We start from the raw sequence: 21,833 nt of genomic DNA, 5'->3' as shown, positions 1-21,833 counted from the left end.
CGCATTGATTTAGATGTTATTTTCAGAAGTGGCTAACTTGTACTTGAAATTTACCTTGGAATAATTATTATCCTAATTACCTATATTTATATACTGCTTGCGACAATTAATCAAGGGTCAGCGTAAGATTGCACATATGCAACTAAATCTAGGCCAGGATGTGCCGTAGATTTGAAAATAACAGATGTGATAGTATCATAAGCCTGCCGTTACTCACGAAGGGACAGATATAAAAATATAGATTCATCTCGGCCAAAAGGGTAAAAATAATTTTGTATTCGCTTGCAATCGCCTGGGGCAACCCTGTAGACTTAAATTAAGGAGGAGGCGGAAAACTCCTCCGGGACATGAACATCTTAGTAGTTTCGTTTTAACGGGTTTCATATCAAACAAGAGTATCCCGGTCGTGGCAACTAGTAACGCAGCGACGGTAACGGTCTAAACCTACCTTTAAGCTAGAGGTTCATACCCTCAGCACTGCGCAGGTAGTTACCGCAGCGGCAGTGAACATTTTCACCATCAGGATCCCCTCGGCGCCTAACGCGTTGAGTCCGCCTTTAAATCTGAGGTTCATACCCTCGATACTGCGCAGACAGTTAGGCAATGGGGGCACAAAAATCTTTGCTGTAGGTGTTAGCTTTCATGGTAGATGTTTCATTAGATAGACCTCCTAAATACGCACACGTAACTCCGTGCGTACGAGAATAGCACCGGCCCAGCGGAAAATGGGTTCGGTGCTATTTTTGTGCATAAAAAAGGCAGGACAACATTGTGTCCTGCCCGCATTATCATCTTACTTCTTGTGCTTCTTGCTCTTGCTGCGCAGCTTCTTGGCCTTCTTCATGCTCAGCCCCACGCGCAGGTCGCGCTTTTTGGCCTTCTTCTCGGGCTTAGGCTTGGCAACGAACTTCGCCAGGTCAGGCACGGCGACCATGACGTCGTGGTACCGACTCGCCAGTGCGTTCACTTCATCAATGCTGCCGGTCACAAGTGGCGTGCCCGCAATCACAGCGGCAATCGCCAAACGCTGGTCACTGACAACCTCGCCATCACTGGCGCGCAGGCTGGTCAGTTCGTAGTTCTTAACGGCATCATCGCTGAGCTTCTCGCCGAGCTGCTCTTCCAGCAGTTCCTTAACGCGGGTGAGGTTGAAGAGTGGCAGCACAACGTCGTGCAGCCAGCCCTTGAGGTCAAAGTCCGCGTCGCCGCTGGCAATTTGGGCCAGCAATGCGAGGTCGGTGAACGTGAGGCCCGAGCCCATGAGGATAGCTTCAGGCAACTTGGCCTGCAGCATGTCCGTGTCGCTCACACTGGCGTCCACGTTGAAGAACCCACGCATCACCTGCAGCAGCGTGTCGACGCGGCTGCGGTCAACAGGCTTCTTGTCCGCAGTATCGGAACCCACGCCGGCCTTCATGATGGCGGTGGCGATGGCCTTGGCGGAACGGATGTGGTGCTCATCAGCCAGGAATTCAACGTAGTCCCCAAGCAGTGCGGCCATCTCGGTGCCGGTCAGGTTCAGGGCCTCGCTCCATTCCTGGACGTGGTCAGCCATAATGGTCCCGGCATCGCGTGCGGTCCAGCTACGAATGTTGCGGTCGTAATCTTCAGCCATTGTCTTGGTGAACGCCCGCACAACTACGCGCAACTGGTCTGCTGCTACAACTTTGTCGCCGAGTACTGGTTCACGGTCGGCTGCGGCGTAATCCGTCAGGTAACCGTCTGTAGTGGTTAATACTCGTTCAATCTGCTCTGGTGTCATAATTCCTCCATCGTCCTAGGTGCACTGGGCACCACGAAATGTGCTGATTACATTCTACCAATCTTTTCGCGTTTGCGCATGTTTTACCGCCCACGCGCAGCAATTTTTGGCGAAAACTTGGCATTTGTTAATCAAACGCGCGCTGAGCCGCAATTTTTGGCGCCAAATTTGGCGCGCAGTGGATTATTTGCTCCACATCCGCGCCCGTCGCCGCGGATTTTTGGCACCCACCGGCCCGAAAGCGTATACTGGTGGCAAGCGCATTAAAATAATCTTTGGAGGAACCAACATGACCGTTAGAATTCAAGACGACCTGTACATGAACATCAACGGTGAATGGCAAAACAGTACTGTCATTCCCGCGGACAAATCCATGGTGGGCGCCGACCGCGACCTCACCGACGAAATCGAAAAGAAGCTGCGGCGCGACCTTACTGCCTTCGCCGATGGCAGTAAGCAAACCGATGATCAGGAACTGCTCACGGCAGCGCGCCTGTACATCAAGGCGAGCGATTACGCGGCCCGCGACAAGGCCGGCATCGCGCCCGTGTTGCCCCGCATTCAGCGGCTGCTCGAGTTGTCCACCCTCGATGACTTCATCGCCGCGGCCCCTGAACTACTAAAGGATGGCTACCAGATGCCCGCCGAAATGCAAATTGAGGCGAACCTGAACGATGCCACCACTGACATCCTGAACTTCGCGGCCATCGACACCATCCTGCCTGACGCCGCCCTCTACAAGGAGGACAGTGAAAGCAACCAGCAGATGTTCGCCGCCTGGTCCGCCATGGCCAAGAAACTGCTGCTGCAAGCTGGGATTACGGCGGCAAATGCCGACCAGTACATCAAGGATGCTCTGGCCTTTGACGCCCGCTCCGCCCAGTTCACCATCACGAACGAGGAAGCGGCCGAGGTCAAGAACCTGAACAACCCAATTTCCTGGGCTGACTTCACCCAGCAGGTTGCCGGGACCGGATTCGCGGAAGCAGTGCGGGCCCAGCTCAAGGCCGACCCCCAGCACCTGAACGAATACACGCCGAAGACCTTCAGTAAATTCTCCACCCTCTTCAACGCGGACAACTACACCGAGTTCCTGCACTACGCCATCGTCACCGAACTCATCGACCAGTCTGGTTACCTGAGCGACGAACTACGTATCATCGGCGGCGAATACAGCCGTTTCCTGTCGGGTCAGCCCGAGGCGATTAGCAAGGAAAAGAGTGCGTTCCGCCTCACGAACCGCTTCATGGCTGAACCCGTGGGCATCTACTACGGGCGCATCTACTTCGGGGAGGCAGCTAAAACCGACATCACCAACCTGGTCAAGCAGATTATCGCCGAATACAAGGTGCAACTGCACAATAACACTTGGTTGAGCGATGCGACCCGGGAAAAGGCGCTGCAGAAGCTCGACACGATGAAGATCAAGATGGGTTACCCCGACCAGGCACTGCCCGTCTACGCTAAGCTCCACGTGGACACAGACGACACCCTTTTTGCTGCTGTGCAAAAAATGGCGGCAGTCTTCCAAGCCGACGCCTTCGCCAAGGTCGACCAGCCCGTTAACCGCGGCGTCTGGGGCATGCCGGGCCACATGGTCAACGCATGCTACGACCCGACCAAAAACGACATTCTCTTCCCGGCCGGTATCTTGCAGCCACCATACTACGACCTCGACTGGAGCCTAGCCGCTAAGCTTGGCGGCACCGGTGCAACCATCGGCCACGAAATCTCCCACGCCTTCGACAACAACGGTGCCCTATTCGACGCCGAGGGCAACATGAAGAACTGGTGGACCCCCGAAGACGAAGCCGCTTTTGCCAAGGACACCGCGAAAATGGCCGTCCAGTTCGACGGTCTCGAGTACGAAGGCGTCAAGGTCAACGGTAAGCTCTGTGTCAGCGAGAACCTCGCCGACAACGCCGGGATGGACGTGGCCCTCAGTATCCTCGGCCCAGATGTCACCAAGGAGCAGCTGCAGGAATTCTTCAAGGCCTACACGTTGTCCTGGCGCACCAAGATGCGGCCTGAATTCGCCAAGACCATCCTGATGCAGGACGTCCACGCCCCCGCAACCTTGCGCGTGAACGTGCCGGTCAAGAACTTCAGCCAGTGGTACACTGCCTTTAACGTCAAACCTGGCGACGGCATGTACATGGACCCTGCCAATCGGATTCAGATTTGGAACCGTTAATTAAAAGCAAAAAGAACTCCGCAAAAAATTGCGGAGTTCTTTTTTTGCAGCTGGGCAAATTACTGCACGTCCTTGGCCGCCCACTGCACGGTAATGCCGTAGCCGTCTTCGAAGTTGCCTTCGCTGTCGCCGTCTTCTAGCACCATATCGAGACTCGGTTCATCCCCATAGTGGGCCATGATGTCCTGCACCATCTTGTGGAAGGCCGCCTGGCAGTCCGCCTGCTTGGCGAACACTTCGGAGGCGACCTGGTCGGGGCTGGCGAATACCATTACGTAGACTGTTTGCTTCATATCAATGCTCCTTATCGGGGGTTACTTACGCTTATTCTTCTTGGCCAGCTTCTTGGCCGCCGCAAAGCTGAGGACGTTGTTCTTCTTGCCGCGCCGCACGCGCTCGCCCCGGGACAGTTGTTCCTTGGGCAGGTAGTTCATGACGTCCGGCAGTTCCGCCAGCACACGGCGGTGGGCCTGCTGGAACTTGATCTTGTCCTCGATGGTCGCCGTCCCGAGGTCAAGGTGCTCGCAGCGCATCGCGATTGCCAGGCGGGTGGCTGGACTGACAGGTTCCATGTCCCCGTACATCTGGCCTAGAATCACATCGTCATCAGACAGCTCGGGGTGCGCCGCAAAAATTGGCGCCATCACCTGCTTCAGGTGGGCCACGTTGATTTCGGGCAGCGCGTTCTCCCGGAGCCAGTCAGTCACGAAATCATCCTGGCTCCCATCGCTGAGGGTCAAACTTGCGAGCACCGCCAGATCGATGAATGACGTCCCTTCAGCCAGCAGCACAATGTCGGCAAAATGGGCCTGCGCAAACGTTGCGTCCTGAACGTTCTCCACATCCGGCAGCTTGAAGAACTTCTGGACGCGCTGGAACGTCTGCCCAATGTGTTCACTAATTGTTGCTTCGATTACTGAATCATCGTTATCAGTAGCGGTCACGGATTCAGACGCACCCATTAATGTGTCTGCGTCGAGTTCCCCAAGCATCTTGGCAATTGGTTCAACGCCGCGCACCAGCTTAGCTACGGCCAAAAAGTTCAGCACTAGCCCAATCTCATCGCGGACAACATCGGCGTCGACGGGGAATTCTTCCGTCGCAAACTGCTGGGCCCAGCTGGCAGCTCGACTGGTGACCAATTCCCGCACCGTTTTGACCGTCCAGCGGGATGGCTGCCGGTCATATTCAGTCAGCATTTCCGTTGCGAACGTGACCATGACCTGGTCAATAATGTCCGCTTCACCGGGATTTGCGGCCACGTTCTGCGCGAAAATCTCGCTCTTGCGGAATTCTTGCAGCCAGCCGTGTACCTTGGTCGTCAGCGTTGCAATTTGTTTTGGGGTTACGTCAGTCATTTTTGGTTTAATCTCTTTCTATTCGTTGTTGGCTTTACTTGCCGCTTCTAGTCTGCGCTTGGCGGTGGCGAAATCAATCACCTTGCCGTGCTTGTTGTGCGGTACAGTCTTCGCGGCCGGCACGCCGAAGTATTGTTCCATGACGGCTTGGTGGCGCTCAACAAAGCGGCGCTGGGCCGCGGGGGTCAGCATCGGGTCGCCGTCAATGCGGGACGCGAGTTGTGTCCGTTGGTCCTGCGACAGGGGCGTGGAATCGTTCATCAGGCTCTGTTCGACCATGGTCATCAGAATATCGTTTTCCGACAGCTTCGACTTGTCCTCGTCGTCCGTCAGTGGCGGCATCCCCGCGTCCGCCAACATGCCCTCAATATCAAGGTCAGGAAGGACATAATCCCGGTAGAAGTCATGTGCGAACTGCTTCAGGTCGGTCGCATCAGCTGGCATCGACAGCGACACCGCTTCTTTGAGCGTCAAATCATCGGCGAGCAGCACGATTTCAGCCGCGTACTTATTCATAAACGCAACGGTTTCCTGCTCACCAATCGGCACGGGCAAATGCCGCGCCGCCGCGACCATCGCGACGGGTTGCTCCAAATCTGCCTGCAGTCCATCATCATCGCCTTGACCATCGGCAAACTCTAACCCGTAAGTTGTGTCATCAGCGGCACCCACAAGCGTGGCCGCGTTGTTCAGGTGGTGACTATCTTCGAGGTACATGAAGTAATCCTCAATGAAATCCGTCAGTTCAAAGACGTTCACGCCATACTTGTCCGTCCAGATTGGCAGCAATTCATCCAGGGCCTGGCGCATCGTTGCGCCCGTCCACCGCCGCTGATCGCGTCCAAATTCATCGTACATGTATTCCGTGAGCGCAGTCAGCACGTCTGGCACCATGTTGCTGGCCGTATTCTCGTGTGCGCCGACCATAAACGGGGAGATGTTACCCTGAAAATCATGAATCCACGTCTTCGTGTTCGCCAGCAGGCGTTCGCGCTGAACATCTGTGTTACTCATCACTGATGGTCCTTTCTACTTAACCCAGCCGCCGTTTCTTGCAGCCAGCGCAAATAATCCGTTTCGCGTTCAACCGCCCGGCTCAAAACCAGGTAGTGGCCGAAGTTTGCTGCCCGCTGCGTAGCGTTCGTGAACAGGTCGCCCATCCGCACGGTCAAATGGGCGAGCCATTCTTGGTGCAGATCAATCTGTTCCTGCAGCATGCCCGGCAGCCGCGGGTCGCTAGCATCCTTAATGAAGAAAAGTTTCAGCGCGAATTCATCCTTGGTCACCGGCAGCGCCGTCGTGGCGTCGCCCACCCAGTCGTTCAGGTACGTGCGCCCGCTATCCGTGAGTCGGTACACTTTTTTCTCCAGCTTCTTACCCGCCAGTGCCTTCTCGTGCTGAATGAACCCCTGGTCTTCCAGCTTACCCAGCTGCGGATAGATTTGGCTGTGTTGGGCCTGCCAGAACTCACCGATTTCGTTGGTGAAGGCCGCCGACAGCTCATAACCAGTGCGTTCGTGCTGCGATAGTAAGCCTAAGATGACGTATTGTAGAACGTTGCGTTGCGCCAATGCTCTTCCTCCGATTGTTGGTCCGCAAAACTTTGCTTGACCTTTTCCTGAAATCATTATACTATAATCAGGTCTTCAAAATCATGTATATAATTACACGTTGATATTTACTGGTTCACAAACAGAAAGGAACTTACAAATGACTGAAAAAGAATTCAAGACCCTGGACGACTTCCTCGGCACCCACTTCATCTACACCTACGACAACGGTTGGGAATACGAATGGTACGCTAAGAACGACCACACCGTTGACTACCGCATCCACGGCGGCATGGTTGCTGGCCGCTGGGTCACCGATCAGGAAGCCAACATCGTGATGCTCGTGCCCGGTATCTACAAGGTTGCCTGGACCGAACCAACTGGGACCGACGTGGCCCTGGACTTCGTACCTAACGAAAAGAAGCTGAACGGGACCATCTTCTTCCCCAACTGGGTTCAGCAGCACCCTGAAATTACGGTGACCTACCAGAACGAACACATTGACCTGATGGAAGAAAGCCGCGAAAAGTACGCGACCTACCCAAAGTACGTTGTGCCTGAATTCGCCCACATCACCTACATTGGCGACGCTGGTCAGAACAACAACGACGTCATCAACGAGGCGCCTTACGCTGGCATGACCGACGACATCCGTGCCGGCAAGTTCTACACGGACGACTACAAGCACGCAGCTAAGCACTAAACCGCAAACTGCGGGCCTAAAGCTCCCGAAATCTGCCGCAATTACCCCCTACTCAGGGTGGTAATTGCGGCAGATTTTTTTGTGCTGAATTTAGCAAAATTGTTTCGCGTTATTTTGGCCGCGCCAATTCCCGGCGATAACGGTCGTCACTAACTGCAATCCACATCTGCTCCGTAATGTTACGCAAAACCGTGCACCACATTGGATTGTGTTTTATTTAGCAGCGGAATACCATATGTAGTGTTAATTCGAATTAACTGGCCCAAGTGCTCGGCGAACAAAGCACCCCGCGCCGCCAAAATAAATTCCGCAATATATTCAAGGAGAGCAATTATGTCAGCAAAACACCTATTTACGAAGATTCTCGTCGCTTCCAGCCTGCTGCTGGGCGGCGCGGCCTTAACCAGCCCAGCGGCGACGCCCACGCTTGCAGCAACCAGCACGCCAACCGAAACCGCCAGCGTTAAGTCTGCCCTCAGCGACACCAGTACATACGTAGACAACCAGCTGACGACCCTGGCGACGAACGGTTCCGACCTGATGCAGGACGTACCCGAATGGATGGTGCTCGGCTATGCCCGCAGCGGCGCCCAGAACACCACTTTTGCCACCAAGTACCTAGCAACAGTTGGCGCAACGTTAAGTGCTGGCAAGGCTTTCGGCTACGGCAACAACACTGATTACGCCCGCGTGGCACTGGCGGTGACCGCCCTGGGCGGCAATGCCGAAGACGTTGCCGGCAACAACCTATTCGCGCACATGTCCAGCTTGGAGGATGTGACGAAGCAGGGGCTTAACGGCGCCATTTTCGCGCTGCTCGCCGTTGACGCAAATCCGCACTACAACTTCCCGACGGCTACAGACGGCACGCAAAACACCAAGCAGAGTCTGGTTGACTACATCTTGGGCAAAGAACTTCAAGGTGGCGGCTGGAACCTCTACGGCAGTACTGCCGACGTGGACATCACGGCCATGACCATCCAAGCACTGGCGCCGTACAAGAGTCAGGCAAGCGTCAAGGCCGCCATCGACCGCGGCGTTAAGGTGATGAGCACTGAGCAACAAGCCGATGGCGGCTACACGTCATACGGCACCGTCAACGTCGAATCCACTGACCAGGTTGTTGTTGCCCTCACCGCCCTGGGTGTGAATCCCGTGAACGCAGAATTCACTAAGAACGGCCACACCCTGCTCGACAACATTCTGGCCTTCCACATCGCCGGCTCCGGCTTCAAGCACACCCCAACCGGCGCGGTCGACGGTATGGCCACCGAGCAGAGTTTCTACGCCCTGGTCGCTTACGAACGGTTCCTGAATGGCCAAACTTCCCTGTACGACATGTCCGATTTGCACCAAGCTGCCACGCCGGCGCCCGCAAAAGATCCGGAGAAGACAACTGCCACCAAGGCCAAGACTGATACCAGCAGCACGAAGCAGGAAACAACCGCACCTGTAACCAAGTCCGGCACCGCCAAGGCCAAAACCACCAGCAGTGCCAAGGCCGACACGAACACAGCACCAGCCACCGACGCAACCAGCGCGGCCGCGGCCACCAAGCAGAAGCGCGGCGCAGCAAGCAACCAGTCCCAGCCGGCCGCAACCGCCAAACAGACTAGTGGCAAAGCACTACCCCAGCTGGGCACCAGCTCGGCATTGCTGCTGAGTGCCATCGGGCTCGCACTACTCGGGCTCGTCTTCGTGATTGGAAGGAAGGTTCGCTTCAATGCGTAAACAAGCAAAGTGGCTCCTCGCCCTTGGGTTAGTCCTCACGCTGGCCGGCTGCGGTAAGAACGCCGCCGCCAGCACCAGCGCGAGCGGCACTAACACGCCCAAGGTCGTCAAGCTTGCAAATAGCGGCGTGGTGTCAGCCGCCAAGATGACCAGTCTCAGCAAATCTGGTCACGATTTCAGTTTCACCGGCAAAACCAAGGACGGTATCACCTACCGCTGGGATTACACCGCAGCGCAGGTCAAGAACCCGACGAAGCAAAAGCTCGGGCTCAAACTGACGACCAAAAATAAGCAGCATGCATTAACCAAGGTCGCCGGCGCCAGTGATGTCCTCGGGTTCAAACTCGAGAAGTTCTACCTCGCTGGCAGTCCCACGCTGACCATCACCATCCCCAAGCACTGGTCCGCCACTGCCGCCGTTTTGCTCAGTGGCAAACACGCAAAACTCGCTGCAAATCAGCCCGTGACCATCAAACGTACGGCCAACAGCACCAAGCTAGCTTTCCGCGTCACCGCCGTCCGCAAAACGTTCTATATCGTCGGCACCAGCAAGCAGAATAAGGCCAAGGTCATCAAGAAAGCCGACGTGGCGACCAAGAAGTCAGCGCAAAAGGCGGCCAGCACCAAAGCGCAGGTCAAAGCAGCCAAGGCAAGCGGTGTAAGTCGTTCCGCTAAGCGTACCAGCGCCAGTACTAGTGCCGCCAAAGCCAGCACCAGTTCCAGTAGCAAGCACGCCGCAACCAGTTCCCGTAAGGCTGTCACTGCTGGCACCGCCAACGTGACCAGCACCAAGGCGGCCAAGGCAAGCACCAAAACCAGCACGGCGGCTAAGAATGGCGCGGCGCCAACCGTCACCATTTCCATCAGCGCCGCCACTGCGGCCAAGCACCTCAGCGACATCGACAGCAACAAGCGGGCATACGTTCCGGCGGACGGCTGGATTCTGCCCCCGACCAAGGTTAAGTTCACTACGGGCGAATCGGTGTACGACGTGCTGAAGACCGTCACCCGCGCCCACGGCATCCAGATGGAGTCCCGCTACACACCGATGTACAATGCCTACTACATCAAGGGCATCAACAACCTGTACGAATTCGACGGTGGGTCCGCGTCCGGCTGGATGTATTCCGTCGACGGCTGGTTCCCAAACTACGGCTGTTCCGCGTATAACTCATTGAAGAACGGCTCGACCATCAAGTGGCAATACACCCTTGAACTTGGCGCCGACATAGGTGGTTCAAACTATTGAAAACTTTTAGTGGTCACCGCGATCCATTTAGCGAAGCCCACCCAATTATCCAGGCAGCATACTTCATCATCATCCTGGGCGTCACGGCTTTTTGCCTCCACCCCCTCGTATTAATGGCGGCGCTAATCAGCGCCGCCATTTATGGTAGTATCCTGCGCGGCTGGCGACACGTTGCGCGGCTGCTGCTGACCTTCATCCTGCCCGGTATGATTGTGGTGACAATCATCAACGCATCCTTCAACCACAATGGCGTCACCCTGCTTGTGACCCTGAACAGCGGCAACTCGGTCACGCTGGAAGCCATCGTGTACGGCCTCGTGCTCGCCGGCGTACTTGCGGTCGGCATCAGCTGGTTCGTCGTCATCAACGCCGTCATGACGCGGGACAAAATCGTCTTCCTGTGCGGCCGGATTCTCCCCGCGATTGGGCTCTTGCTCAGCCTGATTTTCCGCTTCGTCCCGCTGCTTATCAACCAGTTTCGGCAGGTGCAAGCAGCCCAGCGCGGCATTGGCGCCGCCCCCAGTCAGGTTAAGTGGCGGGCGAAATTCCACCAGGCGGCAAACATGTTCTCCATCATGACCTCATGGGCGCTAGAAAGTGCCGTCCGCACCGCTGATTCCATGCGGGCCCGCGGCTACGGGACCGGCCGGCGCACCGCGTATGCGTGCTACCACTGGCGGCTAAATGACCGTATCCTTGCTGGCATCATCACCGCCGCCACCGGTCTGATCCTGCTGAGCTGGCACTTAGGGGGACTTGCAACCCAATACAATCCCGCCATCATCGTCGGGTGGAATCGCTGGACCGTCATTGGCAGTGTCGCCTTTGCCATCCTCGCGCTTTTGCCCAGCGGCATGTACCTACAAGCGCGCACCCGCCGGCAGCACGCGACGGCCGCGCCCACTTACCCGCCATATTTTGCGTCCCATCACGATTAACGAAAGTAGACCCTGCTCATGCTCATTTCCATCCACGATTACTCATTCAGCTATCCAGATAATCAGCCCGCCCTCAGTCACGTCAACCTCGACTTGGCCCAGGGCAGCTTCACGGTGCTCTTCGGGCGCTCCGGCAGCGGCAAAACCACGCTGCTGCGGCAACTGAAGCGCGTATTATTACCCAGTGGCACCAGCACTGGCAGCATCACCTGGCAAAATCAGCCGTTAGCCGCGCTGGACAACCGCGCGCAAGCCAGCAAAATTGGCTACGTGAATCAGCACGCCGACGCCCAGTTTGCGACCGACAAAGTCTGGCACGAACTCGCCTTTGGCCTCGAAAGCCTTGGTGTTCGCCCCACCGCGATGCGCACCCGGATTGCCGAAATGGCGACGTTCTTCGGGATTGGGGCACTGCTGGACCGCGATGTGCGCAGTCTGTCTGGCGGGCAAAAGCAGCTGGTCTCCCTGGCGAGTGTAATGACGCTGAGTCCCGAACTACTGCTACTGGACGAGCCCACCGCGCAACTCGACCCACTGGCCAAGCAGACGTTCATCCAAATTCTCGTGCGCCTGCACACCGAGCTCGGAACCACCATTCTGCTGGCGGAACACGAGTTGGAGGACATCTTGCCGTGGGCCGACCAGCTGGTGATGATGCGGGCGGGCACCATCGCTGCCGCCGGTACGCCGCGGGCAGTGGCGGCCAAACTGCACGCGACGGGCGACCCACTCTTTGCGGCGCTGCCCACCGCCACGCGGCTGTATTGCACGGGCACTGCTCCCGTCAAGCCGGAGACGATTCCGCTCACCGTTGGCGCCGGCCGCTCCTGGCTGGCCCAGTTGTCCCTGACCCCAGCGCCATTGCCCGCACCGGTCGCACCGGCACCGACCACCCCTTTTTTGGCCGCTAAGCACCTCGCTTTTCGGTTCGCTGCCGACGAAGCGGACGTACTCACCGACGTGAATCTCACCGTCCAGCAGGGCAGCTGGTATGGCATCATCGGCAACAACGGGGCGGGCAAGAGCACCCTGTTAACACTCCTCAGTGGCATCTGCCAACCCACTAGCGGCAAAGTCACGCTGGCGGGCAATAAGTTGACGCACTACAAGGAGGCCGACCTGTACCGCGAATTTCTCGCCGTGTTGCCGCAAGACCCCACCACCTTATTCGCCAGCGCCACCGTGCAAGCGGAATTGCTGGCAACGGCAAACATGGTGCAGCCAGCCATGGGCGCTGCAGCTGTGGTCAGTGGCGCCGCCGACCTGTGTCACCTGCGGCCGCTGCTTGACCACCACCCCTTTGACCTCAGCGGCGGGGAGCAGCAATTGCTGGCATTGGCGAAGGTCATCCTGCTGCGGCCCAAGATTCTGTTCCTCGACGAGCCAACTAAGGGGCTCGATGCCTTCACTAAGCAGCAAGTCGGAACGATTCTTGATCAATTGCAAAAAAATGGCGTGACCTTGGTGATGGTCACCCACGACCTGGATTTCATCGCGGAGCATGCCGACCACATTGGCCTGCTGTTCGATGGCACCATCGTGGCGGAGTCGCCGACCCACGACTTATTCGCCGCCAATAGCTTCTACACCACCACCGCCAGCCGCATCGGCCGCGACATCTGGCCCGGCGCCATCACGTTTGAGGAGGTGGCCGCATGCCTAAAGCACAGTCAGAATTCCTAACTCAGCTGTACGCGGACCAAAAAGACGTCCCCCACGCCGCACTGAACGCCCAGCCGCGCAACCCCAAGCCCGTATTTGCCCACCCGCGCCGGGCCCAATCGCTCGTGCGCACACTGGTCGCCGTGCTGGTCATCGCCGTTATCCTGGCAGTCGGCATCCATGGCGGGCAGCGGCACTACCTCCTGACGAGCCTGCTCCTGATGGGCACAGCCTTTGGCGCCGTCTGCCTGCGCTTTGAACGCCGGCACCCCACCGCCCGCGAGCTGGTCGTCATCGCGGTGCTCGTCGCACTCGCCGTGGCTGGCCGCAGTGCCTTCTTCATGCTCGCGCAGTTCAAGCCCATTGCTGCGGTCGTCATCGTCAGCGGCGTGGCCTTTGGCAGCGATGTCGGCTTCCTCGTCGGCGCGCTGTCCGCCCTCACTTCGAACATCTTCTTCACCCAAGGCCCATGGACGCCGTGGCAAATGCTCGGCTTTGGCTGCATCGGCTGGTTGGCCGGGTGGCTGGCGTGGCACAACTTCCTGCGCCCGAACCGTATCAGCCTGGCTATTTTCGGCTTTTTTAGCGTCATTCTCGTGTATGGCGGTATCATGAACCCCGCCTCCATCATCATGTACGGTGGGGTCGTGAACAAAATGACGTTGCTGGCAATCTACCTCTCCGGCTTCCCCATGGATCTGGTGCACGCCAGCGCCACCGTCTTGTTCCTGGTCGTCCTCGGCATCCCCGTGCTGCGCAAACTGGCGCGGGTGCAGACTAAGTACGGCGTGTTTACCGAGCGTTAATTATTTGCAGATATGTAAAAAACGCGGTCGTGCGCAGCGACCGCGTTTTAATTTGCGACGAAATGACAAAATTGCCTCACACATTCATTTTGCGTGTTCTGCAACCTTTACGTCAACATTGTCCCGCCGGCAATACCGCCTCAAAATTGGCGTTTTTGCATTTAAAGTAACGACCTAATCACAATCTTGCACGTTAATACAACATAGACAGAACTTTTCCAATAACAAAGCCTTGCCTAATCGTTCAGAATCGGCGTTATTATATTGCCTCCTGTAGCCTAATTTGCCCAAACTTTGCCTGTCTTGACAAATATCTTTAATTATAAAAAAATCGTTATTTACAACTATACCAATTTTGAAGTTGGGTAATTAAATAACGAACTGGCAACTGAAAATATTCAACTATATCCTGGGTAAAACCCGACCATTCCGCATAAAAGCTGCTTGCATGCCTGCTCTGACAACGTGTCACAAAAATGAATCGCGTGTACCCAAATCGTGGATAATAACAACGAATCAAGATTTACCGGTTGACGGAAAGCGCTATGCACAGGTTATACTGTACGGGTATAAAGAAGCAAATCCGGTGTGCGAGGGTTGCGCATACCGATTAATCTGGAGGAGAAATTATGGAAGACCATGAAGCAAAATTGGGTGCTTTTTTCCGGCACATTCGTAAGCGCCGTGGACTGAAGATTCGTGACGTGTCTGCCGGTATTTCGGAAACCACACTGTCTCGCTTCGAACGCGGGCAGATTGATCTGACCATCTCGAAGCTCGCCCCCGCGATGGAAGCGGCGGAGATGGACCCGGCAGACGTCCTGCTGCGGCCAAGTCAGTCCCGGGCCGCGTTCGAAACCGCGCTGCTCGCCATCCGCGACTCGCTCATTAAGGGCAACAAGTCCATGGCCACCGCGGCATTGCACAACTACCGTTCGGCCACCGACACCATGAACCTGCCCCTGCGCCGGTTCAACCTGCTCATCCTGGACACCTTGACCCAGTCGATCAAGGAGCCAACACTCTACATTCCCGAAGACGACCAGGATGCCATCGTCACCTTCCTCGAACGGGACGACGACTGGCACCACTATGAATACATGCTGTGTGGCGAGCTTATCTACTTCATGGATCAACACCACGCCGAACGCGCCTACCGCATCATGGTGCGGTCGTTCGCCAAGCGCAAGCACCCCGTCAACGACCAGCAGGCCTACATGGGCGCCATCATGAACGCCATCATGCGGCCACTTGAAACCGATGATTTGACCTTCGCCCGCGACATCAGCCGCCTGATTGAAGACACGAAGATCAGTCCGCTCGACATCCTCAACAACTACCGGCGCAACTTGACCCGCGCCGTCCTGGCCTACAAGGAAAACGGCGGGCCGGAACAAAAGGAAATTATTCAGCACCTGCTCGGCTCCCTCGATTTCGTTGGCAGTCCGCACCTGGCCTCCAGCGACTTGAAGTGGATTCAGCGCTGCAACATTGAATTATAAATAAACGACCCGTAGCAGCAGGGAATCCTGTTGCTACGGGTCGTTTTTAATCATCCTCGTGCTGCACGGGGAACACCCGGCCACCGTTAACCATGGTCAGGGTGGCCTGCAATGCTTGCCAGTATGCTTCAGGCACAATGAAGGCGGCGGGCCGGTCATCAGTCCCGGTAACCTTAATCACTTGCCCCTTTTCGTTGGCCACCCGCACAATGTCGGCGAGGTGGGCCTGGGCCATTTCCGCTGAATACTCAGTTTGTGCCATGAATCATCTGTCCTTCCATCTTATAATTGCTAGAACAATTATACAAACAAATGTTCGAAATAGCAAGTTAAACTTCCGTAAAAACGGCGCGGTGCTGCAGGTCAAAACCTGCGGCACCGCGCCGTTTATTTTAAATTACCAATGACAAACCGTCACTGTCCAGAATCTCAATCTCGCTGCGGCCGTGCTGCTTAATCAGGCCCTCATCCGCGAAGGTGGTTAGCCGGCGACTGATAGTTTCTGGCGAAGTACCAAGGTACAAGGCGAGGTCCTTCTTCCTAAGTGGCAGATCGAACTTCGCGTTGCCCATCGCAGCGCTGGTCTCCAGCAGGTAGTTCGCTAGACGTTCCGCCACGCTGGCGGTGCTGGCGGCAGTCGCTTGATTTTCCAGGGCGACCACGCGCTGCCCCAACGCATTGAGGACATTCAGCGCGAGCTCCGGAGTTGCGTGCAACAGCTTCTGGAAGTCACCGCGGCTGATGGTGCACACCTGACTATCGGTCAGTGCCACCGCGTTGTTGTTATGCTCGGTTTGGGTGAACAGTACGGCTTCACCATCGAAGTCGCCTGCCTGCAGCAAACGCAACATCTGTTCCCGACCACTAACGGTATCCTGGGTGACCTTCACCTGCCCGTGCGCAACGATGTACAGGGCATCGGCGTCGGTGCCGGCGAGAAACAAGGTGTCCCCGGCATGCACGTGGCGTTCATGCACCAGCCCCGCCACCGCCGTGATGGCCGCTTGGTTCAAATTTTGAAAAATCGGGACTAAGCGTACACACGCTTCAGCATCATGAATATGCATTTCGGGCACCTCCGTTAGTTGACTGCTTACTACCGCTATCTTAACGCGTTCGCGGGCTAGCGGCTAGTCCTCGTCGTCATCGTCTTCTTCGTCCAGGCCGGTGCGCGCGTCATTACCTAACAGTGCCTGGTACTGGCGAATCTGGCGGTTGTTCCAACCGAACAGTTCGGTGAGCGTTGCGGCAAAGGCGGGCCGGTTTTCCTTTTCCGCCAGCGCGATTGCGCGGGTCACGAAGAGGTTGTCGGTGTTGAAGTCGTGGACAAGACCGTCGATGATCCCGGCAGCATCCAGGTACTTGCTCTCGCCGTGTTCCTCCAGCATCGTCCAGGCCGTGTATTCGCTGGTGATGCTAGCGGGAATCTCGTTTTCATCCAGCAACGCGTCGGCAATGCGGTCAATCCACGCACTGTTCTCGGCGTTCGTCGCCTTGAAGTCCGCCGCCAGCTGGGTGGCTGCGAGGCCCTTCACGAACCAAGCTGCCTGGTGCAGCCGGTTGGTCAAGATGACGTGGTTGCTCAAGATGTGGTTGGTCATCGCGCCAGCAGTGGGCACGTGGTGGTCGTGTTCTGCCTGGGCCTGTTCGTCAGTGTACTTCTTTACGATGTCTGCGTTGAATTCTGTCATGGGTAAGACTCCTTTTGCTGAATTAATGTGTGTACTGGTCGGCTCACGGGGACCAGATTTTATGCTAATTCCTTCACTTTAACGGATTCGACTTCGTAGCCCAGACCCTTAACCACGTCGGCCAGCTTGTCGGCGTCGGTAGCTGCAGGATCGAACTGGGCCTTGAGCTTAGCGGCGTTGAAGAGGACCTTCACGCTGCTAACCCCGTTAACCCCGCTGACTGCGTGTTCAATCTTCTGCATGCAAGATGGGCAAGTAAGTGCACCGAGCTTCATAACTGCTAATTCCATGATCAATACCTCCGTAATATTCCGCAAGTGGTGGTTGCCGTTCATTGGTTCCCGCTTGCTGTCTATGGTTCTATCATATGCTGCCAGGTTGATTTATAAATTGATGCAAATCAAGTTAGCGTAAGTTTTTCGAATTAGGCTCTGCGCTTCAGCAGCCGCATTGCGTTGCCGATGACGAGCAGGATGGATGCTTCGTGGACGAACATCCCGCTACCCATGTGGACAATGCCCACGAGCAGGCCGAGGAGTAGCAGGACCACCGTGCCGACCGCGATGATAATGTTCTGCATGGTGACACTCGTGGTACCACGGGCCAGGCTAACTGCCTGACTGAGTGTTTCAAACTGTGGCCGGACCAGCACTACATCCGCGGTATCCAGGGCAACGGCGGTCCCGCCACCCATACCGACGCCGATGTCGGCTGTGGCCAGCGCGGGCGCGTCGTTAATACCGTCACCGACAAAGGCAACTTGAGCTCCAGCAGCCTGGGCCTTCTTCACTGCTTCCACCTTTTCGGCGGGCAGCAGTTCAGCTTGTACTTCATCAATTGGCAGGTCGGCCGCAATGCGTTCTGCCGCCGTGCGGTTGTCCCCCGTTAGCATCACAATCTTCTTGACACCGGCGCGCTTCAGGGCCGCCAGCCCTGCTGCAGCGTCAGGCCGCACAATATCATTCACCCCAACGACCAGGCGCACAACCCCATGATCAGCCAGGATGACCACTGAGTCGCCTGCTTCCTGGGCTGCAGAGACCGCCGCCGTCACGTCCGCACTAATCGCTACGTCGTGTTCGGTCAGCAGCCGGGCGTTCCCGACCAGGTACTGCCCGTCCGCACTCGCAAGGCCGCGACCCTTGATGGTTTCCATGTCGGGCACACTAGTTTCCGCTGCGCCTTTGTCAGCAGCGTACTGCACAATTGCCTTCGCGAGGGGGTGGACACTCCCCGCTTCAATCGCTGCCAAGGTCCCAAGTGCGTCATTTGCAGTCCCGTTAAAGGCCGCAACACTGTGCACCGCCATCTTCCCGGTCGTAATGGTCCCGGTCTTATCGAGCATCAGCGTGTCCGCCTTGGCCAGGCTGGCAACGGTGGCGCCACCTTTGAACAGAATCCCGCTTGAAGCAGCGCGGCCAATCCCGGCCACGTTCGCAACTGGCGCCCCAATGACGAGGGCCCCAGGGCAGCCAAGCACGAGCATGGTGATGGCCAGGCTAATGTCACGGCTGACCAGACCCACGATAATCGCAATCACCAGCACGGCGGGCGTGTAATACTTCGCAAATTTATCAATGAACCGTGCGACTGGCGCCTGCGCGTCTTGGGCTTCTTCCACCAATTCAACGATTTGGCCGAACGTGGTGTCATCCCCGGCCGCCGTGGTTTCGATGGTCAGGGTGCCGGAATCAAGCGTGGTGCCGGCAAAGACCTCATCGCCTTTGACCTTAGCCACGGGCTTAGCTTCCCCCGTGATGACCGCTTCCAGTGTGTCCCCGGTCCCCGCAACCACAATCCCGTCAACGGGCACCTGCCCCCCAGGACGCACAACAACCTGCATGCCTTCGTCGATGTCATCAATGTCGGTGGCTTCAAGCGTGCCATCTGGCTGCAGCACATCGGCCTGTTGTGGGGCCATCTCGGTCAGATCCTTGACGGCTGACCGCGTCTTCGCCAGCGTCCGTTCTTCGAGCACGTCCCCGAACAGGAACAGGAACGTCACGATGGCGGCTTCGTTCGGTTCGCCAATCCCTAATGCCCCGATGCAGGCGATGGTCACCAGTAATTCAATACTGATGGTCTTGTTCCGCAGTGCACTCCATGCGCGGGAAGCAATCGGCACGGTGCCAATTACCCCACCGACATACATCACGACTAGGGCCGCGGTGTCGAACTTCAAGAACCCGATGAGCCAGCTGAGTAATACCAGGCCGCCGACTGTGCCTGCCAGCAGCTGTTTGTGCTGGTTGAACCATAAATTGAGTTTCATCTCTGTATCCTCCCATTGCTTAACTGATGTACCAAGCATAACTGGGAATGGAAAAGGCAACCTTGACGAACGTCAAGATTGCCTTTGTTTAGAAATAAAATGTTATATGTGCAAATGCGTATGCACCTTCAAACACATCAAGCTACTTAACCGGGCACGCCCCAGATTCACAGTCGGTCTGGTCAACTAGTTCCAGATCCTTCACGTCGGCTGGGTGTAGCTCGTTGAACTTCGCCGCCACGTTGCCGTGCAATTGAGCGCGCATCTTCTGGTAATCTTCCTTGCTGAACGGTTCCTTAGGTGCCTGCTGGTAGCCCGCACCACTGTACGGCAAAAGTGACGTGGACTTGATTACGTTGCGGTACTGGTTGAGCAGCGGGGCAATCTGGCCTTTTTCGGTATCCGGCTGGAACGTGACCGTGCAGGAAACCGAGTTATCCGCCCAGTATGTCTGCAAGAATGCCTGCGTCGCGAACTGTTCGGCGATGCTGACGTTGCCAGCGGAGGCGAAGTCGGGATTGTCTGCGTGGGCCGCCCGCACTGGGAACTCCACGCACATGGTGTTTTGGCTGTAAATATCTGGTTCAATATTGTAACCACACGCCTTGAGCGCATCGAGCACTGGGTCGCTCTCCTGGAACCGAATCCGCTGAATCAGGTAGTTGCTGTAGTGGAAGTGCATCCCCTCAGACACGCCGGCCAGCTTGGACACCGTCCCGGATGGCTTAACCGTCGTGTGCTTGATGGATTCGTTGCAGTGCAATTCCGCCGAGTATTCTTTGTCCGCCGCCACGACGCCCTTGTACAGGGCATCGAATTCACGCACTGCGTCCTGGTCATAAATTGGCTTTTTAATGGCCACTCCCGTTGCGGGGTCCGTTGCGTCTTCATAGCCGGTCACAACCCGGTGGCCAAAGCGCGATAGAATCCAGTCCTGAATCCCGGACATGGAGACCCCAATGCGCCGGTTCTGCGCAATCACGTTCCGGGAAACTTCCCAGTCGTACTTGCTAAAGGTGACCCGCTTGGTATAGCGTGCCGCAATGCGGAAGGCGACGTTCAAGTCCCAGCCCTGCTGCTCGGCAATTACGGGGAAAACTTCAAACAAGTTGCACGGTTCACCGTTAGCCAGCGAGATTTCGCCACAAGGGTTCGTGCCTTCAACCGCGCCATCGATACCTTCCTGACGCCCATCGGCCATGCGCCCATAGTTCCGGGCGAGCTCCAGATTGACCATCCCGGGTTCCCCATTTTGGGCAATCGCGGCCGCCACTTCATCGTAACCAGTGAAGTTACTATCAACCAGGACACTGTTGTTGGACGCCCAGCGGTGGTGATACAGCTTGTCCTTGTCCTGCTTCATCGTGATGAAGGCGGAATCGGTTGCACCGCCCAGTGCGATTTCGGCGGACCGGCGGACATTCCCAGCAACGACGGTCTTGCCAATCAGGTTGCCCATGTCGGTTGCGTCCACGGAGGTCAGCGTGCTGCCCACCGCGTCGTTCAAGACCGCGTTGATGTCACCGAGCATCTCCACCAGTGGCGCCGGGCCGGAAGCCGTCCCGCCGAAGCCATGAATCTTCGCACCACGGGCCCGGATGTCGCTGATATCCAAGACGAGCGTGGTCTTGCCACTAGGGTTGGTCCCCTTGAAGTGGCTGTCGATCAGGTAGGCGTTCGCAATGACCCAGCCTTCGCGCGTATCCGGCAGACGGTAGCTGATGGCGTCATCAATGTTGTTCGCCGCCAGCCAGGCGTCCTTGTCCACGGCCCCCGACGCGATTGATTCATCGTAGGCCTTGCTGCTTTTGTCGATAATGACGGCCAAATCAATCCGCTGGTCCACTACGGGCATCTGCTGCACGTTCTCCGGGGCAACGGAGAATCCGACCCCGCCGCCCTTCATGAGCTGGTCGAACATGAAGGAAAACGGCATGGATGGCGCCACGGTCTGCTCATCCAGATATTCCGGCACGATGTGACTGTGTCCGTATGCTTGGGGCCGAATCGCGACGAACCAGCAGTTGTTCAGGGCGTCCCCGTTACGCTTCTGATAATCACTACCCGAAATCCAGAGGTTACGGCCACTAGGAGTTGCCGCGAGCCCGTAGACAAGCTTGAAAAGTTGCTGTGCTTCGTCGGTCAGCTCGGCGTACACATCGGGATCAACCTCGTCTGCGTGCAACCGGGGATCAAGGTTAATGTTGCCTTCAACCACGCGGCGGACGGTCTCGTCCCAGTTCTCGGTGCGGCCCAGGTTCTCGACCCAGCGCGCATAAGTCCGCTTGTAGGTCACCCAGCCGAGTTCCCCCCAGTGGGGTTTGACGGTGTCGACGACGCTTTGCACAAAATCATCAGTTAAGCTAACGCGAACGGCGGTTTCAGTTGCCATCAATATGTACCTCCTAAATTGGA

19 protein-coding genes are annotated in these 21,833 nt (G+C 56.7%); 8 read left to right on the top strand and 11 right to left on the bottom strand.

Features of this window, described 5'->3' with window-relative positions:
* Positions 1–793: 793 nt before the first annotated feature.
* Positions 794–1,762, bottom strand: a complete 969-nt coding sequence (locus tag FC18_RS04055) for a hypothetical protein (RefSeq protein ID WP_054680530.1) — start codon at positions 1,760–1,762, stop codon at positions 794–796.
* Between the two features lie 289 nt (positions 1,763–2,051).
* Between FC18_RS04055 and FC18_RS04050 the strand changes: the two genes are divergently transcribed.
* Complete coding sequence (locus FC18_RS04050) at positions 2,052–3,956, top strand: M13-type metalloendopeptidase (RefSeq protein ID WP_056975520.1); 1,905 nt, start codon at positions 2,052–2,054, stop codon at positions 3,954–3,956.
* Between the two features lie 59 nt (positions 3,957–4,015).
* Here FC18_RS04050 and FC18_RS04045 read toward each other — a convergent pair whose 3' ends face one another.
* The 4 genes from FC18_RS04045 to FC18_RS04030 are packed head-to-tail and all read right to left on the bottom strand — an operon-like array spanning position 4,016 to position 6,885.
* Complete coding sequence (locus FC18_RS04045) at positions 4,016–4,249, bottom strand: hypothetical protein (protein ID WP_054680533.1); 234 nt, start codon at positions 4,247–4,249, stop codon at positions 4,016–4,018.
* Positions 4,250–4,270: 21 nt separating this feature from the next.
* Positions 4,271–5,314 carry a hypothetical protein gene (locus FC18_RS04040; RefSeq protein WP_056975518.1) on the bottom strand — a complete coding sequence of 348 codons (1,044 nt, stop codon included), beginning with the start codon at positions 5,312–5,314 and terminating at the stop codon, positions 4,271–4,273.
* Between the two features lie 18 nt (positions 5,315–5,332).
* Positions 5,333–6,328 carry a hypothetical protein gene (locus FC18_RS04035; RefSeq protein WP_054680542.1) on the bottom strand — a complete coding sequence of 332 codons (996 nt, stop codon included), beginning with the start codon at positions 6,326–6,328 and terminating at the stop codon, positions 5,333–5,335.
* Entirely contained in the window at positions 6,328–6,885 is a 558-nt protein-coding gene (locus FC18_RS04030; RefSeq protein ID WP_054680544.1) for a PadR family transcriptional regulator, read from the bottom strand. Before FC18_RS04030 ends, FC18_RS04035 begins: the two co-directional genes overlap by 1 nt.
* A gap of 139 nt (positions 6,886–7,024) precedes the next feature.
* On the opposite strand from FC18_RS04030, the gene FC18_RS04025 reads away from it, so the two are divergent.
* From FC18_RS04025 to FC18_RS03995, 7 genes are all read left to right on the top strand, one after another.
* Positions 7,025–7,567, top strand: a complete 543-nt coding sequence (locus FC18_RS04025; protein ID WP_054680547.1) for a phenolic acid decarboxylase — start codon at positions 7,025–7,027, stop codon at positions 7,565–7,567.
* A gap of 333 nt (positions 7,568–7,900) precedes the next feature.
* Positions 7,901–9,298: a prenyltransferase/squalene oxidase repeat-containing protein gene (locus FC18_RS04020; protein WP_054680549.1), complete on the top strand. Its 1,398-nt coding sequence runs from the start codon at positions 7,901–7,903 to the stop codon at positions 9,296–9,298.
* Entirely contained in the window at positions 9,291–10,547 is a 1,257-nt protein-coding gene (locus FC18_RS12235) for a DUF4430 domain-containing protein (RefSeq protein WP_056975516.1), read from the top strand. The genes FC18_RS04020 and FC18_RS12235 overlap by 8 nt, the downstream gene beginning before the upstream one ends.
* Positions 10,544–11,485, top strand: coding sequence for an energy-coupling factor transporter transmembrane component T (locus FC18_RS04010; protein ID WP_054680558.1), 942 nt, complete (start codon positions 10,544–10,546; stop codon positions 11,483–11,485). Before FC18_RS12235 ends, FC18_RS04010 begins: the two co-directional genes overlap by 4 nt.
* 18 nt (positions 11,486–11,503) lie before the next feature.
* Positions 11,504–13,168: an ABC transporter ATP-binding protein gene (locus FC18_RS04005; RefSeq protein WP_056975514.1), complete on the top strand. Its 1,665-nt coding sequence runs from the start codon at positions 11,504–11,506 to the stop codon at positions 13,166–13,168.
* Complete coding sequence (locus FC18_RS04000; protein WP_056975512.1) at positions 13,141–13,953, top strand: ECF transporter S component; 813 nt, start codon at positions 13,141–13,143, stop codon at positions 13,951–13,953. Before FC18_RS04005 ends, FC18_RS04000 begins: the two co-directional genes overlap by 28 nt.
* Positions 13,954–14,582: 629 nt before the next feature.
* Positions 14,583–15,455 (top strand): helix-turn-helix domain-containing protein, encoded by an 873-nt coding sequence (locus FC18_RS03995; RefSeq protein WP_054680015.1) that lies wholly within the window; start codon positions 14,583–14,585, stop codon positions 15,453–15,455.
* A 46-nt stretch (positions 15,456–15,501) separates the two neighbouring features.
* Here the strand turns inward: FC18_RS03995 and FC18_RS03990 are convergent, their stop codons facing one another.
* The 6 genes from FC18_RS03990 to nrdJ all read right to left on the bottom strand — a co-directional run bounded on the left by FC18_RS03990 (position 15,502) and on the right by nrdJ (position 21,810).
* The gene (locus tag FC18_RS03990; protein WP_054680012.1) at positions 15,502–15,717 is read right to left on the bottom strand and encodes a hypothetical protein; all 216 of its coding nucleotides are present in this window, start codon (positions 15,715–15,717) and stop codon (positions 15,502–15,504) included.
* A gap of 130 nt (positions 15,718–15,847) precedes the next feature.
* Complete coding sequence (locus FC18_RS03985; RefSeq protein WP_056975510.1) at positions 15,848–16,522, bottom strand: Crp/Fnr family transcriptional regulator; 675 nt, start codon at positions 16,520–16,522, stop codon at positions 15,848–15,850.
* 63 nt (positions 16,523–16,585) lie between these two features.
* Positions 16,586–17,146: a ferritin-like domain-containing protein gene (locus tag FC18_RS03980; protein ID WP_054680009.1), complete on the bottom strand. Its 561-nt coding sequence runs from the start codon at positions 17,144–17,146 to the stop codon at positions 16,586–16,588.
* Between the two features lie 59 nt (positions 17,147–17,205).
* Positions 17,206–17,436, bottom strand: coding sequence for a heavy-metal-associated domain-containing protein (locus FC18_RS03975; RefSeq protein ID WP_054680006.1), 231 nt, complete (start codon positions 17,434–17,436; stop codon positions 17,206–17,208).
* Between the two features lie 134 nt (positions 17,437–17,570).
* Positions 17,571–19,418 (bottom strand): heavy metal translocating P-type ATPase, encoded by a 1,848-nt coding sequence (locus FC18_RS03970; RefSeq protein WP_056975508.1) that lies wholly within the window; start codon positions 19,416–19,418, stop codon positions 17,571–17,573.
* A gap of 142 nt (positions 19,419–19,560) precedes the next feature.
* Positions 19,561–21,810: a ribonucleoside-triphosphate reductase, adenosylcobalamin-dependent gene (nrdJ, locus tag FC18_RS03965; protein ID WP_056975505.1), complete on the bottom strand. Its 2,250-nt coding sequence runs from the start codon at positions 21,808–21,810 to the stop codon at positions 19,561–19,563.
* Positions 21,811–21,833 lie beyond the last annotated feature (23 nt).

This window comes from Lacticaseibacillus sharpeae JCM 1186 = DSM 20505 (genome assembly GCF_001436225.1).
Classification (GTDB): domain Bacteria; phylum Bacillota; class Bacilli; order Lactobacillales; family Lactobacillaceae; genus Lacticaseibacillus; species Lacticaseibacillus sharpeae.
This window is presented reverse-complemented; position numbering and strand designations above follow the sequence as displayed.